This is a genomic window from Litchfieldia sinesaloumensis, assembly GCF_900156865.1.
In the GTDB taxonomy this organism is placed as follows: Bacteria; Bacillota; Bacilli; order Bacillales; family Bacillaceae_L; genus Ferdinandcohnia; species Ferdinandcohnia sinesaloumensis.
This window is the reverse complement of record NZ_LT732529.1, coordinates 4,162,636-4,177,963: the sequence shown is the minus strand read 5'-3', so window position 1 is coordinate 4,177,963 and position 15,328 is coordinate 4,162,636. Positions and strand designations below refer to the sequence as shown.

Sequence of the window (15,328 nt, the reverse complement as noted above, 5' to 3'; positions counted from 1 at the left end):
TGTAAATTTTGGAAGATATTCGACTTAATGTCTCTTTACTGCGCAGACGAGTACCAAATTTAACAACAGCTGCTCGTTCTGTGGGATTACGTCCAGCAACTGTTTCAAACCTTTGTACAGGAAAAATTCCGGTTGGGCGTGCGGAAGTGCGTACATTAGTAGCACTTGCTGATTTAGCTGAATGTAGTTTGGATGAATTATTAATTCGAGGGGAGAAAATTGAAATGATTGAAACAGGGATTAAAACTCTTGATGTCTTTGCACCATTAGCAAAAGGTGGTACTGTTGGTCTTGTTGCTCGACCTGGGATGGGTCAGCTTGTAGTTCTTTCGGAGTTATTTCATCGCTTACGAAATAATGATTTTGTAACCGTATTGCTTTTACCTGAAGGCGAGCACCCTGAAATTAAAGATACTTTGGACGAAGTTCAAATCCAGGTAAAAACAATTGAAGAAGCGTATGAGGAAATCGCGAAATTAGGTGAGAGCAAGGAAGTTGCATTCGCTGCTGATCGCTCTCACGTAATTACTGGTGAAATCCCAACTCTTCAAGAAAAACTACATGCAATCGGAGTTGATTCTGTCACCACCATTCTCGTTGACTTAAAGGGTGACGTTGTTGATGAAGACGTTCCATTTGGACCACTTGAAACATTATGGCAATTTGACGCTGACCTCACTGCTAGACATCAATATCCTGCCGTCAATCCAATATACTCTACCTCTTCTGTTTTAGAAGGGGCGCACCTTGATCAAACTCATTTCACCATCCAACAGCGTGCAAAGAAATTATTACGCCGATACAGAGAGCTCCGTTCTCTCGTTACTGTTCATGGATTGGATCGATTGCCTGAGGCAGAGGTTCAAACCTATAAGCGCGGGGAACGACTTGAAGCCTATTTGACACAGCCTTTTTACGTAGCGGAATCTTTCACTGGCAAAAAAGGAGAAACCATTAGTTTGCAGGATGCGTTGCAAGATATCCGGAAAATCCTTGATGGCTCTACCGATGCAGTTGAAGTGAAAGACCTTGCCTATATTGGGAAATTAAATTAAATTAAATTGCTAAAAAGGCAGGAATCACTTCCTGCCTTTTTTCGTAAACAACCAGATGGCACTCAAGCTTAAAATAATTGCTTGTGAGGCAAATAAGATGATTGCTCCATTTTTTTGTTCACTTATTGGGGGATATGGAAGTAAGGTTTCCAATAAATCTGGAGGTACCTCTTCCCCTAACGGCATACATAATGCCAATGCAGCAAGCATTTGACTTGTGTCACTATAGACCGTATACAACTCTCCGTCTGCAAACCACAAAAAGAGAGTTACTGGTAAAAACAACAAAATATTGATCACAATATAAATAAGCTTTTGCTTAAATTTCATACGGTCTTGCTCTTTAATTGGTCCAATGATTGGCCACCAAACTAGCATTGCCGACAAAATCAAAGCAACTAAAAAGATATAGTTTGTAAAGTATCCTGTTCGAATCCAATCAAACACGACAGGTATATGATATCCAATAAACATTCCATGAAATAAAATAATCGCAAACACGGGATGAGTGAGAACCCGGTACCCTTTTTTCACACCATTGTTTTTTAGCATTTTTCCAATTAGATTTGTCTTCAACCCAATCACGATTAATGGTGCTGCAATTAGAAGGACTACAACTATTTGAATAATGTGAGCCCGAAATAGCATGCGCCCTAATAAGTTTAAGGGACTTCCTACTGCTAAAAGAATTAGCACCATACTTCCCGCAAACGCAAATGACTTATACCTTTTATGGTCTTGCGGTGTTGGTAGTAGGAACATATATAACACAATTAATATTAGTGTGAAAAAGATGACTCCACCGTTCCATTGGGAGTGAAAGCTAAAACCGTCCAAAATTTGACTAATCACGATATCACCAGCTTTATGGATATTGGTTTGTTCAGAATGGTCACATTAAGTCGTCAAATACATAACTTCCTCTTTTAACCCTCTAAACACCACTTCTACACTAATTGTAAATCCTCTAAGGCTTCATGGAATATGATTTATATCACATGTCGTTTTTCGGACAATTTTCAGACAAAAAAAATCCATATTTACATGTAAATATGGATACTCTTCTTTTATAGCGGTTTTAGGTCTACAGCTTCTTTTTCTTTTAATCCTCTCACCATATCAAGCCACTCTGTAGGTTTGTTTGGCAGGACCGTGTAATAAGTTGTTAAGAAATCAATGACCAATTGACTTGGTAATTCATTTACACTGTAATCACTTGGCATAAAACATAAATCTAGCCCCTTCACCGCTTCACCATCATTATTCCATGATGGGTGAACATAGTCGAGGTCTAAACGTTTATAACCTAGATGGGATAAAACTTCGCGACGAACAAATGGATCCATCGGTTTCACTGTTCCGAACTCATAATGTGTCACTTTATATGGATCGTAGATTTCAGCGAACATTCCAAATAGCTCTTTTCCATTTGCATTAGCCAGTTCCTGCAAATCTTCGCTTCGGTTTTGTGCTAAGAAGCGACCAATGCTTAAACCCGGTTGACCGATGATTGTAAAATCAGTCATCGCTATATTCCAATCTGGGTAATAACGGTATTCTGTTGCTCCAACTACCTCTTCTTCATGTACTGCGACGAACACTCGGATACTAGGGTCCTCTAATGGCTCTTTCCAAAGCTCAAAATCTAGAACTTCCTCTTTTGGAAACACAGCCTTCATTAATTCATGCATCTTAAAAAACAACGGGTCATTGATGCTTGTTATTCGTTTATAATCCATTTAATTCATCTCCTTTGAACAACATTCTTATTTCCAATCAGGATAAAGGTCAGTTCTTCGGTCGCGCCATGTTGTAACTGAGCCACGTTCACGCACTTCGTATAGAAGTTCCAAGTCAAGGTCGGCTGTTACGATCATGTCGTTGTTTACTTCACCCTCTACCAAAATCCCTTTTGGTGGGAATGGGATATCGTTTGGAGTAATGACTACTGCTTGACCAAAATTCGCACGCATGAAATCAACAGTTGGTAAAGAACCAACAGTACCTGTTCCTACTACATATACTTGATTTTCCACGGCTCTCGCATGGCTCGTGTAACGGACTCGGTGGAATCCATGGCGATCATCTGTACAAGACGGACAGAAGATCACATCAGCACCCTTTGCTTTTGCCATTCGAACGATTTCAGGGAACTCAATATCATAGCAAGTCAACATCGCAATACGTCCTTTTTCCGTATCAAAGACCTGGAAGTCCTCACCGGGAGACATATTCCATTCGTTCACTTCTGTTGGCGTAATATGCAACTTTGCCTGCTCTCCCACCTTACCATCTGGGTAAAATAAATGTGCCACATTATTGAGGTGCTTACCTTTTCGTACTACATGTGTTCCGCCAATGATATGGACATTATATTGTTTTGCAAGATTGGAAAAAAGTGCTCTGTATTGATCTGTAAAGTTAGGTAGGTCATCTATTGCTAGGCCGGATCCATCTTCGCTACCAATGGATAAAAGCTGTGTAGTGAAAAATTCAGGAAACAGTATAAATTCCGCGTCAAATTCCATCGCCGTTTTTATATAATGCTCACATTGAGCTGCAAATTCATCAAAGGAACGAATGGTGTGAAGATGATATTGCACGGCTGAAACTCTCATTTTCAAATCGAAATCCCCCTTTTTTTCTATGTTACTCATAAGTGGATTATGTCCTATTTTTCTCATTGAAACAAGTAAATTCTCTCATAACCCATATTCGATTTACAATTTGCTATTTTTTCCATGTATTTTTCTTTCCCATCGCTTATTGCTGTGATAAGATAAGGCTTGTTCTTTTTAAATTTGTAAAGTTATCGTAATAAAATTGAAACGTTTCCGAAATATAAACGTCTTATATAGTGAAGAATATAACAGCAAAGAAGGTATGCATGATGGCGATTGAGAAAAAAATGCGAAAGGGAAATATCTTGAAAATCATTGCGTTTCTTGGCTTTATTTTATTGTTACTCTTCTATTCTTTCTTTCTACTACAATCAAAGTTTTTTCTAAAAGCGGATGCATCGGAATCAGATGACAAAGTTGTAGAAGCGCCCGTTAACAATGAACCTATTGATGCAGAACTTGAAATCGATGACAAACCAATAGATACGATTGAAGAGGATAGGTCCACAGATGAGAAACCTACAACTATAAAAGAACCTACAGTTGAACCAACTCCAGATACCAAGAATCCAACAATCCCAGAAATAGATGTGGAAAAGGAAATTGATCAGGAACAGGAAGAGCCAAAAGAAACGCTTGCTCCACCTTCAAGGGCAGTATATTTGACTTTTGACGATGGTCCTCATAAGGTTTCAAAGGATATCCTAGCTTTACTTGATGAGTATGATGCAAAGGCGACGTTCTTTATGTTAGACAACAATATCAAGAATTATCCTGATGCGGTTAAAGAAATGGTCAGTAAAGGACATAGCGTTGGTCTCCACGGTGTGACGCATGATAAACACAAATTCTATCAATCTTCGAAATCCGTTATAGGTGAAATGGAGCAAACGCAACAAACAGTTCAAGAACTGACAGGTATAGAAACCGACCTCATTCGAACTCCGTTTGGAAGTGCGCCGCATATGACAGATGCATATAAGGATGCTGTTGAAGCATCAGGGTATAAAATGTGGGATTGGAATATCGATAGCCGAGATTGGCAGTTCAGAGATAGCCGTTATGTCGACAGTGTAATTGATCAATTAAATAAGTTAAATCGTGTAAACGAACCAATTGTCATCTTATTACACGAACGACCAGAAACACTCGAACACCTCCCAAAACTACTAAACTACCTAAAAGAACAAGGCTACGAACTAAAAGCACTGGAATCCTCCATGCACCCAATACAACTATTCTAAACTAGGGACACAGGGACAGGTACACTGTCCCTGTAGCATTATGGTGGGACGCGGAACCTGTCCCCTTGTCCCAGACGATGACTAACTGGTCATCTTTTTTTTTTGAAGATAAACTTTGCGATGTGAGGTAAACTAAATAGATAAATAAGATATGGAAGGACTTTTTTAAATGAATGGGCAGAATCGAAAAGACATCGCACCTGGGATTCAGGTGCAAATCGTGTTAAAGAAAGACCAACGAACTGGTATACTGACAAAGGGAATTGTCAAGGATATTTTAACAAAGTCTAGCTTCCATCCTCATGGAATCAAAGTTCGATTAGAGGATGGACAGGTAGGTCGCGTAAAGGAAATACTACAATAGAAACTTTGAAAATGAGAAATGAGGATTAACATGCTAACGTTTGAAGATAAACTTACGATTATCGAATCATTCCCAGAGCTACAACGCAAAGATGTATCTTTAGGGAGAGTCAATTTCCACTATAACGACAGCGTTTTTGAAAAAAAGATCGTTGTACAACACCTTCATCCAAACGGAAATGGGTTTGTCTATGCTGGAAACCTGGAAAAATATGAAGTGGATGCAAAGGGATTTATCAATATACGGGACTTCTCAGAAGCGAATTTACGGAGAATAATAAAAGAATCTATCCACTCTCTATCCGCAAATTCTCCTTTAGCGAGGGAAGATGCCATTATTGGAGATGGACAAGAAGAACATTGGGTTGACGATAATGGACAAACACTTCTACTTGTCCTTGAGGACGAATGGTGGAATATTTACTCCGGATTAAACCTAGAAGAATCGTTTGGCTCTTACGATGAGGCCGAGGATTACCTTTTCGACGAAGGGTTCAAACTCAAATAAATGGTAAACAGGGACAGTGAGGTAACTGTCCCTGTTTCCATTTCCATGTTGCAAAACCATCATCACTATTGAAATGGCGTAAAAGCTACCTTCCATACTCCATTTTCATCTTTTATCATTTGGAAGCCATAATCACCGTTATGATTTCGGAATGAAATATAGCCTTCAATCTCACTCAATTGGTGAAATGTTCCTGCTCCTAGGCCTCTGTACGCCTCTTCTAAGCCCTCAGGAGTTCCACTTCCAAAATACTCCTTATCCTCTTCCTTTGACCACATTATTCGGTCCTCTCTTGTTGTATACAGAGCATATGAGGTATCCTGGTCACCATCTACATTCGCTTGATAGTACATTTTGGCAATACTTATTGGGCCCATTTCTAATAAAGACTGAGGATTGTGGTCTACTATGAATGCATCGTATGCTGCCCTTTCCTGTTCATTAAGTTCAAGGTCATCTTGAATTTCTGGGACATAGTCATCAAGTGGCGCGTAAATTTCGACTTGACCTTCCTCCCAGTAATTCACGTGAATATGATGCAACATTTCCTCGTTATTTTGTTTATATGAAAAGACAATTTCAACACTTGGTTCAGCCCGACTCTCCTTAAACGTGTTAACTTCTAATGATCTCACGTCAATTCCCTCGTAAAAATTAAGCAACACATCCACTTCTTTTTCCGGATTAGCTACAAAGAACACATTGTTTTTAAGGAATTCCTTATCTTTTACATGAAGTGCCTCAAAAAATTGAATCACTAACTCACCCACATCTTCTATTCCAGTTGCTTTAACGACTGAAGTAAACAATTGTTGATATGCAGGATTCTCAGCTAGTAAAGCATCAATATCCGGATTAACTACATGAGTTGTTTCAACAATTTCAACTTGCTTTTGTCCTTGTTCCTGATTATCCGTCAGATAAGACACAGTTGTAACGGTGAACAACATAACTGCTACGGTTAGTGGAATCCATAATTTTAGCCACAAATAATTTCTTCGTTGTACCGAATGTCTTTCTTTTATTGTTTGTTTGAGCTCTTTTGCAAAAGACTGGTTTGGTTCAAGGTTAGGACGATTTTTTAAGGGCTCTAACCATGTTTCATCATTTTGATTGTTCATTGAGATCCCACCCTTCTTCATCTACCTGAACATGCTTTTTCATTTGTTGAATTGCTCTGTGAAAATCCACTCTTACTTTCCTTTCACTGCATCCCATGATTTCAGCTGTTTCCTTAATAGTTAATTCTTTTAGCCCTCGTAATATAATCACGGATCGATAGGAAGGCTTTAATTTAATTAGCGCTTCCTGAAGTTCTTCCCATTCATCCTTTTGAATTGCCCTTTTTTCAGGTGTAGCTTCTCCTGTTTCCTTTTCATAAATCCAGTCTGGTAGAAATTGAATAAACCTTTGTTTTCGTTTAAGATCAATTGCCGTATGCTTTACTATCGAGAAAATCCAAGTCCTCATTTTATCCGAATTTTGCAGACTTCCTATGTTTTTCATAATTTTAATAAAGGTTTCCTGTGTAATATCTTCTGCTTCCTGTCGATTATTTGTATAAAATAGTGCAAAATGATAAACGTCTCGGTGATACATGTCATAAATTTCCTCAATATTAAACGATTCGTTGTCCAAAGCCTCGCCCCCTATCCAAGAATAAGTCGTTTCATAATCACTTTTGTTTCAAACTATTTAATAAAATTATTATCTATCTAGAATTCTTACTTGAAGGGGAAAAACCTCCTTTTCCAAAAAAAAAGCATGAAATTCTGGATAGAATTTCATGCTAGTGGACAGAGGGACAGGTTCATTGTCCCTGTAAATATATATGGTGGGACGCGGAACCTGTCCCCTTGTCCCAGATTAAACTTGGAGGATTTTTTCTGCGTTTTTTACTCGTTCTTCGTTTGGTGGTTCTACGTTTTTGAGTTTGTATTCGAGACCTAGGCTTTCCCATTTGTAGATTCCTAGTTTGTGGTATGGGAGAATCTCAATTTTTTTCACATTGTTTAAGGTTTTGATAAACGCAGATAACTCCATTAAATCTTCATCATTATCACTTATTGTTGGGACCAACACATGGCGGATCCAAACAGGAATCTTTTTCTCTGATAAATACTGTGCAAAATCAAGAATATGTTCGTTGCTTAAGCCCGTTAATTCCTTATGCTTCACTGGGTCAATTTCCTTAATATCTAGTAAAATCAAATCAGTAAGTGGGAGCAACTCCTCTAATTTTTCCATAAAATGAGGAGCACGTGTAAAGCAACCGCCAGAGCTATCAATTGTAGTGTGAATACCCAACTTCTTACATTCTGTAAAAAGTTCAATTAAAAAGTCTAATTGAAGCAGGGGCTCACCACCACTAACGGTTACACCGCCTCCTGATGCTTGGAAAAAGGGAAGATAGGTTTTGATATCATTGATGATCTTTGAAACACTCATTTCCTTCCCCATATTTAATTTCCAAGTATCTGGGTTATGACAAAACTGACAACGGAGCAAACACCCCTGAGTAAATATGACATAACGTAGCCCCGGTCCGTCTAGCGTACCACAGGTTTCGATGGAATGAATGCGTCCGTTCATGCTTTTCGTCCTCCTCTTTTCTTATATCAAATGCGCCTTGGCGTATTTGCGTCCAGATTTTAGGCCCACACGATGTGGGTCACAAAGACGTTGCCACAGGATGTGGTGCTTTTAGTCTTTGATCTTATGCGCGCAAAATTTCCTTTTACAATCTGTGACATCCGCCGGAGGCTTTAACTTACATACTTTCGTGGAAAGTTCGGTTAATCACATCAATTTGTTGTTCTCTAGTTAGTTTTATAAAATTAACAGCATATCCTGATACACGAATCGTTAATTGTGGATAAAGCTCTGGATGTTCCATTGCATCCATTAATGTTTCTCTGTCAAAGACGTTCACATTCAGATGATGTCCTTTTTTAATTGCATATCCATCTAGTAATCCTGCTAGATTACTAATTCTGGTTTCTTCCTCTCTTCCTAAAGCCTTCGGAACGATTGAGAATGTGTTTGAGATACCATCTAATGCGTACTCATATGGTAGCTTTGCCACAGAGCTTAAAGATGCAAGTGTACCTTTTGTGTCACGGCCGTGAAGTGGGTTTGCTCCTGGTGCAAACGGCTCTCCCGCTTTACGTCCATCAGGTGTGTTACCTGTCTTTTTCCCGTACACAACATTAGAAGTAATCGTTAAAATCGATTGAGTGTGTACAGAGTTACGATATGTCTTATGCTTTTTAATTTTGTTCATAAAGATTTTCACAAGGTCTACCGCAATGTCATCTACACGATCATCATTGTTACCGTATTTCGGGAAATCCCCTTCAATCTCATAATCTACAACAATTCCATTTTCATCACGAATTGTTTTTACTTTAGCATATTTAATTGCACTTAGGGAGTCAGCAACAACTGATAACCCCGCTATCCCACAAGCCATGGTACGTAGAATTTCTCGGTCATGAAGCGCCATTTCTAAGCGTTCATAGCTGTATTTATCGTGCATATAGTGAATGATGTTTAATGTGTTTACATATAGCCCTGCAAGCCATTCAAGCATCAAATCATATTTTTGAATGACTTCCTCATACTCTAAATACTCAGAAGTGATTGGAGCGTATGTTGGACCCACTTGGATTTTGAGCTTTTCATCAATTCCGCCGTTAACTGCGTAAAGTAGGGCTTTTGCTAGATTTGCTCTCGCTCCGAAGAATTGCATTTGTTTCCCTATTGCCATCGCAGATACACAACATGCAATACCATAGTCGTCTCCATATGTTTCACGCATTATGTCATCATTTTCATATTGAATGGAGCTTGTTTTTATAGACATCTTTGCACAATACTTCTTATAGTTTTCAGGTAATTTTACAGACCAAAGTACAGTTAGGTTTGGTTCTGGTGCTGGTCCTAAATTATCTAATGTATGCAAGAAACGGAAAGAGTTCTTTGTAACCAATGGTCGACCATCAACGGTAACACCTGCAAGTGATTCAGTTACCCAAGTAGGGTCACCACTAAATAGCTCATTGTAGTCTGGTGTTCTTGCAAACTTAACAAGTCGTAGCTTCATAACAAAGTGGTCTACGATTTCCTGCGCTTCTTGTTCTGTTAAAACACCAGCAGCTAGATCTCTTTCAATATAGATATCTAGGAATGTAGACACACGGCCTAAGCTCATTGCAGCTCCGTTCTGTTCTTTAATTGCAGCTAAATATGCGAAATATAACCATTGAAACGCTTCCTTCGCATTTGTTGCTGGACCAGAGATATCATAACCATATGAAACAGCAAGCTCCTTCAATTCCTGTAAAGAGCGAATTTGTTCAGAAAGCTCTTCTCTGTCACGTATGACGTCATCTGTCATAGTGCCGTTTCCTGTTTCTAGCAGGTCTTTCTTCTTATCCTCGATTAAACGGTCAACACCATAGAGGGCCACTCTACGATAATCCCCAATGATTCTTCCGCGACCATACGCATCAGGTAATCCAGTGATGATACCGGCTTTTCTCGCCAGTTTCATTTCCGGCGTATACGCATCAAACACACCTTGGTTATGTGTTTTACGGTATTCCGTAAAAATCTTCACAATTTCTTCATCAATTTCAAATCCATATGATCTAGCTGAATCTATAGCCATTCTAATTCCACCAAAAGGCTGAAGGGAACGTTTAAATGGTTTATCCGTTTGGAAACCTACCACTTTCTCCTTTTCTGGGTCTAGGTAACCAGGACCATGAGAAGTAATCGTAGATACAACCTTTGTATCCATATCAAGGACTCCGCCATTGTCGCGCTCCTGCTTTGTTAGTTCCATTACTTGATCCCATAGAAGATTTGTTTCCTTCGTTGGTCCTTCTAAAAATGAATCATCTCCACTATAAGGAGTAAAATTCTCAAGAATAAAGTTGCGTACATCTATTTCTTTTTGCCAGTTTCCCTCTTTAAATCCAGTCCATGCTTTCATTTTCAATGACCTCCATTAAAAGGTTTTCAGTTATATGTTTAGTTAAGTGCTTTGTTTGCTCACTACTGAACAAACTTCCTTACAAATCTATCATACTATGAGTCTAAGTGTTTGTCATGTGAATTATTTCACAAGTTGATAAAGTTAACATTTAAGCCATATTTCCTTCACTAGTTTGTCAAAATTGGGGCTGCAAGGGTCAGCCTGAAAGACTCTTACTTAGTTGGACATCAACATTTTTCAATAATCCCAAGGAACTCACAAATACGTAGAGTTCCAGTAAATTTGTTATGTTAGCCTTCCTTATGCCCACTGGTAAACTGAACCAGTCTATACTATGATAAAAATAAACAAAAACTCAGAATGGGGGCTTAACATGTCAAAATTGGTTATTACACAAGATATCGACAATGAGCATTTGGAGCAACTCAAAACCATTGTTCCAAACTGGGAGATTGTTGCCGGTCGTGATTCATCCATTTGGTTAGAGCATTTAAATGATGCAGAGGTGATTGTAGGCTGGAAAAAAGAAATTGCAGAGCGCTGCATATCAACTGATTCAAAGCTACGGTGGCTTCAAAGCTGGAGCGCGGGTGTAAATAGCATGCCTCTTGAGGAAATGGAAAAGAAAAAGATTCAACTTACAAGTGCAAATGGGGTTCATGCGTTTCCAATTTCAGAAACCATTTTCGCATTAATGCTCGGTTTAACTAGGAAAATTCATACATATGTTCGAAATCAACAGGAGAAAAAGTGGCATCATGCTGATATGAAGCTCGAAATACACGGAAAAACTGTTGGGATCATTGGTGTAGGGCATATCGGCAAGGAGACTGCCAAGATTGCAAAAGCATTTGGAATGACAGTGCTTGGTGTTCGGCACTCTGACCGAGAAGAAGAATTCGTTGATGAAATGTATACAACAGACCAGCTCTCAAAGGTATTGCCCCGTTGTGACTATGTCGTTGTTTCACTGCCTTTGACAGATGAGACCCATCATTTATTTGGTGCTGAGGAGTTTAAGTTAATGAAATCATCTGCGTTCTTCATTAATATTGGACGAGGAGAAATTGTTGTTGAAGACAATCTAATTGAGGCTCTCCGTACTGAAGAGATTGCGGGTGCTGGTTTGGATGTATTCGCAAAGGAACCGCTACCCGAGAATAGCCCATTATGGGAGTTTGAGAATGTAATCGTAACGCCTCATACGTCGGGTTCAACTGAATATTACACAAAACGTGTCATTGAGGACATCTTTATCCCAAATCTCAAGAGCTATATCCAAGGTGGAATCCTGCCAAAGAATGTAGTCGATTACAAAAAGGGATATTAATTGGACAGAGGGAAAGTTCCCCTGTCCCTGTACCAATATGGTGGGACGAGGGACCTGTCCCTGTGTCCCATTAGTCTTCGTCTTTGATGTCGATGTCTTCGGGGATGGGTTCGTTTAGCCATTCCTCGTAGAGTTTTTTGTACTTTTCTATTTGTTCTACTGTTGTGTTAAATTGGTCTTTGTTCAAAAGGTACTGCTCTCCATCAAAAAGTGCACGCACTTTTTTTTCCTGAATGAGCTTTTTCACCAACTCTTCCGGGATTGATAAATAATCTGCTGTTTCTGCTACTGTTAAATACAACCTACCTCATCCTTCTTTACCTTCGAATTTTGTATGCCCTTCGCTCCGCATATTCAGAACAAGGAATGCACACCTTTATTGTATCCCCTTTGTCATTGACATACTTTCGCAAAGGCTTTATTTTCCTATTACAGATTGCACATTTCGTACCAAAAAAAGAGAACATCTACCCTCTCCTCCTTTTTGTAAAATTGCGCCACGACGTACTTGAACCTAAACTTTAGGGTTCACAGAAGTTGGAATCTTTTCTTAATAAAGACAAAAAAATGAGAGAAAGTCTCTCTCATTCTTATTTTACTGTAACAAACTGATCTACAAAATGCTGTGGATTAAGTTTTTCACCAGTCGCTCTTTCGATTTTTTCATTCCAATTATACAACGCACCAGGCTTAAAGAAATCATTCAGTAAGAATTCTCCCACCTTTTCAGTAAAGAGGTCCTTCGAAATATTCTCTTCAATGTAGCGCTGCAGTTGAGACGTCGTTAATTCCCCTAATAAATAATTTTGGTAGTACACAGGCGCTAATGTAAAATGGATTTTCGCAGCCCAATGTGGATAATCTTGATTCTCAGGTGGCGTTAAGAACTGAACTTCATTAACAATCTTCCACCATAAAGTGTTTAAATCTTGGTCTGGATTTTCGTAAAGCTCACGCTCGAAGAAAACAAACGTCATAATCCAACGACCCGCTATCAACATTTGACGACGTAAAGACTTATCAATAACCGGCCTTAATTCATTCACCTGCTCTTGGTCCAATCCTAAGAACTGCTGAAGCCATTCTGGATTCTTACCGAAACGACCATATAACATCGCTATTGCTTCAGTAGTCAAGATATGCGCTGGACTGCGTAGTAGGAACGGTAAGCTTCGGTCAATATATTTGAAATACACTGCATGCCCATATTCATGTAGCATCGTGTTAGACCAGTAATCAGATGGTACATTATTGCTTAATACACGGACATCACCGTCGCGATCAATATCCGTACAGAAAGCATGCTGGTTCTTCTTTTCTCTTGGGTACAAATCGCTCTTTTCAAGCATATCCGTAATATCCATACCCATTTTCGTAAATGTCTGAGTTGTCAATTCCTCAAGATTCTTCCCATCATAAAATGGGTCTAAGTCCAATTCCTTTGACGGGGGCGCTTCTTGGAAAAATGGATCTGCATAATGCCATGGACGTAGTTCCTCTATTTTAATCCCAAAGCGTTCCGCAAGCTCCTCATCCAATTCCTGTTTTACCTGACGGAAAGGCTCATCCGAAAGTTCTTTTAACTTTGTAAAAATCGAAAAGATTTCCTCCCGGTCTAGTTCCTGAGTTGCGAAACTCATTTGGTGAAAGTTATCAAACCCTAATGAAGAAGCCGCTTCGTTCCGTTTTTTCACAAGTGTTAGTAATTTTTCTTCGATTTCTACTGCGATTTGCTTACTTGCATGCCAAGCTTGTTCCCTTAGTTCAAGGTCATTGCTCTTAATTAAGATTTGACGCACATCGTTTTCCGATACCTGTTTCCCATCTAATGTTGCGCGGAATGTGTTAAACACACCAACTAATTCTGTTGAAAGTTGAACCATTTCCTTCAATTTATCTTCTGGAAGTTGATTTTCCAACATATTCGAATATAAAAGTTCAAGCTGACGTTTTTGTACGGGATCCGTTGTTTGCTTAAGATATTTTTTTACTTCTTCGAAACGCTCTCCATTGGAAAAATAAACATTATACGCTGTATCCGCCTCTGCAGATTTTGTATTCCACACGTCGTCTCCAGTGGTAGCCGCCATCCATGAAGCTTCAGCACTGTTGATATGTAATTCGCGAATGGCTTTATTTTGTTCCTCTAAAAATTGTTCAATTGTCATTCCCAATCCCTCCCCTTTTATCTATAACCCTATAATTCTAGAAAAAACGACAGAATCCTTTTATGTATTATACTTTTGTACTTCGTAGTATTCATACGCATTAATAAGTTGAAAGTTTCGGAACCTGAGGAATTTTCGCGATAAACTATCATAGATAAGGACTTACTCATAAAAAAAGCAGACCTTATCGGATAAGGTCTGTCGATTTGTTCGTTATTCCCCTAAGTCAACGTTGTGGTAGACTTGGCGTACGTCTTCTAGGTCTTCTAGTGCGTCAATCATCTTTTCGAATTTTGCTTGTGCATCTTCTGGAAGTGTTACATCGTTCTGCGCAAGCATTGTTAATTCTGCTACTGTAAATTCAGTAATTCCTGCGTTCTTAAATGCTTCTTGAATAGCATGGAATTGATCTGGCTCAGCGTAGACGATGACAGATTCTTCTTCTTCAATAATATCTCGAACGTCTAAATCTGCTTCCATCAGCAATTCAAGTACTTCTTCTTCCGACTTTCCTTCAACACCGAATACCGCAGTTGCATCAAACATATAGGCTACTGAACCGCTGACACCCATGTTTCCTCCATTTTTTCCGAATGCTGCACGCACCTCGGAGGCTGTACGGTTCACGTTATTCGTTAATGCATCAACAATAACCATTGATCCGTTTGGCCCAAAGCCTTCATAGCGAAGCTCATCAAAGTTTTCTTCAGAGCCGCCTTTTGCTTTTTCAATCGCACGGTCAATGATTGCTCTTGGTACATTATATGTTTTTGCACGCTCAAGAACGACTTTTAGATGTTGATTTAGCTCAGGATCTGGTTCGCCCTGTCTTGCTGCAACATAGATTTCACGTCCAAATTTTGCGTAGATTCTACTAGTGTTTGCATCCTTTGACGCTTTCTTTTCTTTAATATTGTTCCATTTACGTCCCATCTTGAACACTCACTTTCAACTATTGAATCATTTTACATTATACCTCAATTTCCTAATTAACAAAATATGTGTTTGATAGGCTATATTGGATTTATTTTCTTAAT

15 protein-coding genes are annotated in these 15,328 nt (G+C 39.0%); 5 read left to right on the top strand and 10 right to left on the bottom strand.

Annotated features, from left to right (window positions below):
• The first annotated feature begins 8 nt into the window (after positions 1-8).
• On the top strand, positions 9-1,055 hold the full coding sequence (locus CZ490_RS20490; protein WP_077620593.1) for an ATP synthase beta subunit C-terminal domain-containing protein: 1,047 nt from the start codon (positions 9-11) through the stop codon (positions 1,053-1,055).
• A gap of 24 nt (positions 1,056-1,079) precedes the next feature.
• Here CZ490_RS20490 and CZ490_RS20485 read toward each other — a convergent pair whose 3' ends face one another.
• The 3 genes from CZ490_RS20485 to CZ490_RS20475 all read right to left on the bottom strand — a co-directional run bounded on the left by CZ490_RS20485 (position 1,080) and on the right by CZ490_RS20475 (position 3,679).
• Complete coding sequence (locus tag CZ490_RS20485) at positions 1,080-1,907, bottom strand: cytochrome c oxidase assembly protein (protein ID WP_077620592.1); 828 nt, start codon at positions 1,905-1,907, stop codon at positions 1,080-1,082.
• Positions 1,908-2,122: 215 nt separating this feature from the next.
• Positions 2,123-2,794, bottom strand: coding sequence for a GNAT family acetyltransferase (locus tag CZ490_RS20480; protein ID WP_077620591.1), 672 nt, complete (start codon positions 2,792-2,794; stop codon positions 2,123-2,125).
• A 27-nt stretch (positions 2,795-2,821) separates the two neighbouring features.
• Positions 2,822-3,679, bottom strand: a complete 858-nt coding sequence (locus CZ490_RS20475; RefSeq protein WP_077620590.1) for a carbon-nitrogen hydrolase family protein — start codon at positions 3,677-3,679, stop codon at positions 2,822-2,824.
• 233 nt (positions 3,680-3,912) lie between these two features.
• On the opposite strand from CZ490_RS20475, the gene CZ490_RS20470 reads away from it, so the two are divergent.
• The 3 genes from CZ490_RS20470 to CZ490_RS20460 all read left to right on the top strand — a co-directional run bounded on the left by CZ490_RS20470 (position 3,913) and on the right by CZ490_RS20460 (position 5,791).
• Positions 3,913-4,920 carry a polysaccharide deacetylase family protein gene (locus tag CZ490_RS20470; protein WP_142255407.1) on the top strand — a complete coding sequence of 336 codons (1,008 nt, stop codon included), beginning with the start codon at positions 3,913-3,915 and terminating at the stop codon, positions 4,918-4,920.
• Positions 4,921-5,089: 169 nt separating this feature from the next.
• Entirely contained in the window at positions 5,090-5,284 is a 195-nt protein-coding gene (locus CZ490_RS20465) for a YwbE family protein (RefSeq protein ID WP_077620588.1), read from the top strand.
• A 30-nt stretch (positions 5,285-5,314) separates the two neighbouring features.
• Positions 5,315-5,791, top strand: coding sequence for a hypothetical protein (locus CZ490_RS20460; RefSeq protein ID WP_077620587.1), 477 nt, complete (start codon positions 5,315-5,317; stop codon positions 5,789-5,791).
• Positions 5,792-5,856: 65 nt separating this feature from the next.
• Here CZ490_RS20460 and CZ490_RS20455 read toward each other — a convergent pair whose 3' ends face one another.
• From CZ490_RS20455 to pflB, 4 genes are all read right to left on the bottom strand, one after another.
• A complete protein-coding gene (locus tag CZ490_RS20455; RefSeq protein ID WP_077620586.1) occupies positions 5,857-6,912 on the bottom strand; it encodes a hypothetical protein in 1,056 nt (351 codons plus the stop codon).
• Positions 6,896-7,429, bottom strand: a complete 534-nt coding sequence (locus CZ490_RS20450) for an RNA polymerase sigma factor (protein WP_077620585.1) — start codon at positions 7,427-7,429, stop codon at positions 6,896-6,898. The genes CZ490_RS20455 and CZ490_RS20450 overlap by 17 nt, the downstream gene beginning before the upstream one ends.
• Before the next feature lie 228 nt (positions 7,430-7,657).
• A complete protein-coding gene (gene pflA / locus CZ490_RS20445; RefSeq protein ID WP_077620584.1) occupies positions 7,658-8,383 on the bottom strand; it encodes a pyruvate formate-lyase-activating protein in 726 nt (241 codons plus the stop codon).
• Positions 8,384-8,561: 178 nt separating this feature from the next.
• Positions 8,562-10,790: a formate C-acetyltransferase gene (gene pflB / locus CZ490_RS20440; RefSeq protein WP_077620583.1), complete on the bottom strand. Its 2,229-nt coding sequence runs from the start codon at positions 10,788-10,790 to the stop codon at positions 8,562-8,564.
• A 376-nt stretch (positions 10,791-11,166) separates the two neighbouring features.
• Between pflB and CZ490_RS20435 the strand changes: the two genes are divergently transcribed.
• The gene (locus CZ490_RS20435; RefSeq protein ID WP_077620582.1) at positions 11,167-12,123 is read left to right on the top strand and encodes a D-2-hydroxyacid dehydrogenase; all 957 of its coding nucleotides are present in this window, start codon (positions 11,167-11,169) and stop codon (positions 12,121-12,123) included.
• Between the two features lie 70 nt (positions 12,124-12,193).
• Here CZ490_RS20435 and CZ490_RS20430 read toward each other — a convergent pair whose 3' ends face one another.
• The 3 genes from CZ490_RS20430 to CZ490_RS20420 form a co-directional block, all read right to left on the bottom strand.
• Positions 12,194-12,424: an excisionase family DNA-binding protein gene (locus CZ490_RS20430; RefSeq protein WP_077620581.1), complete on the bottom strand. Its 231-nt coding sequence runs from the start codon at positions 12,422-12,424 to the stop codon at positions 12,194-12,196.
• A 289-nt stretch (positions 12,425-12,713) separates the two neighbouring features.
• Complete coding sequence (locus CZ490_RS20425; RefSeq protein WP_077620580.1) at positions 12,714-14,291, bottom strand: M2 family metallopeptidase; 1,578 nt, start codon at positions 14,289-14,291, stop codon at positions 12,714-12,716.
• A gap of 213 nt (positions 14,292-14,504) precedes the next feature.
• Positions 14,505-15,224 (bottom strand): YebC/PmpR family DNA-binding transcriptional regulator, encoded by a 720-nt coding sequence (locus CZ490_RS20420; protein WP_077620579.1) that lies wholly within the window; start codon positions 15,222-15,224, stop codon positions 14,505-14,507.
• Between the last annotated feature and the right edge of the window lie 104 nt (positions 15,225-15,328).

Excerpts from the sequence above, each read along its gene's own strand:
- CZ490_RS20480 (WP_077620591.1), bottom strand. The coding sequence starts at position 2,794 with ATGGATTATAAACGAATAACAAGCATCAATGACCCGTTGTTTTTTAAG.
- CZ490_RS20465 (WP_077620588.1), top strand. The coding sequence starts at position 5,090 with ATGAATGGGCAGAATCGAAAAGACATCGCACCTGGGATTCAGGTGCAA.
- CZ490_RS20460 (WP_077620587.1), top strand. The coding sequence starts at position 5,315 with ATGCTAACGTTTGAAGATAAACTTACGATTATCGAATCATTCCCAGAG.
- CZ490_RS20455 (WP_077620586.1), bottom strand. The coding sequence starts at position 6,912 with ATGAACAATCAAAATGATGAAACATGGTTAGAGCCCTTAAAAAATCGT.
- pflA (WP_077620584.1), bottom strand. The coding sequence starts at position 8,383 with ATGAACGGACGCATTCATTCCATCGAAACCTGTGGTACGCTAGACGGA.
- pflB (WP_077620583.1), bottom strand. The coding sequence starts at position 10,790 with ATGAAAGCATGGACTGGATTTAAAGAGGGAAACTGGCAAAAAGAAATA.
- CZ490_RS20435 (WP_077620582.1), top strand. The coding sequence starts at position 11,167 with ATGTCAAAATTGGTTATTACACAAGATATCGACAATGAGCATTTGGAG.
- CZ490_RS20425 (WP_077620580.1), bottom strand. The coding sequence starts at position 14,291 with ATGACAATTGAACAATTTTTAGAGGAACAAAATAAAGCCATTCGCGAA.
- CZ490_RS20420 (WP_077620579.1), bottom strand. The coding sequence starts at position 15,224 with ATGGGACGTAAATGGAACAATATTAAAGAAAAGAAAGCGTCAAAGGAT.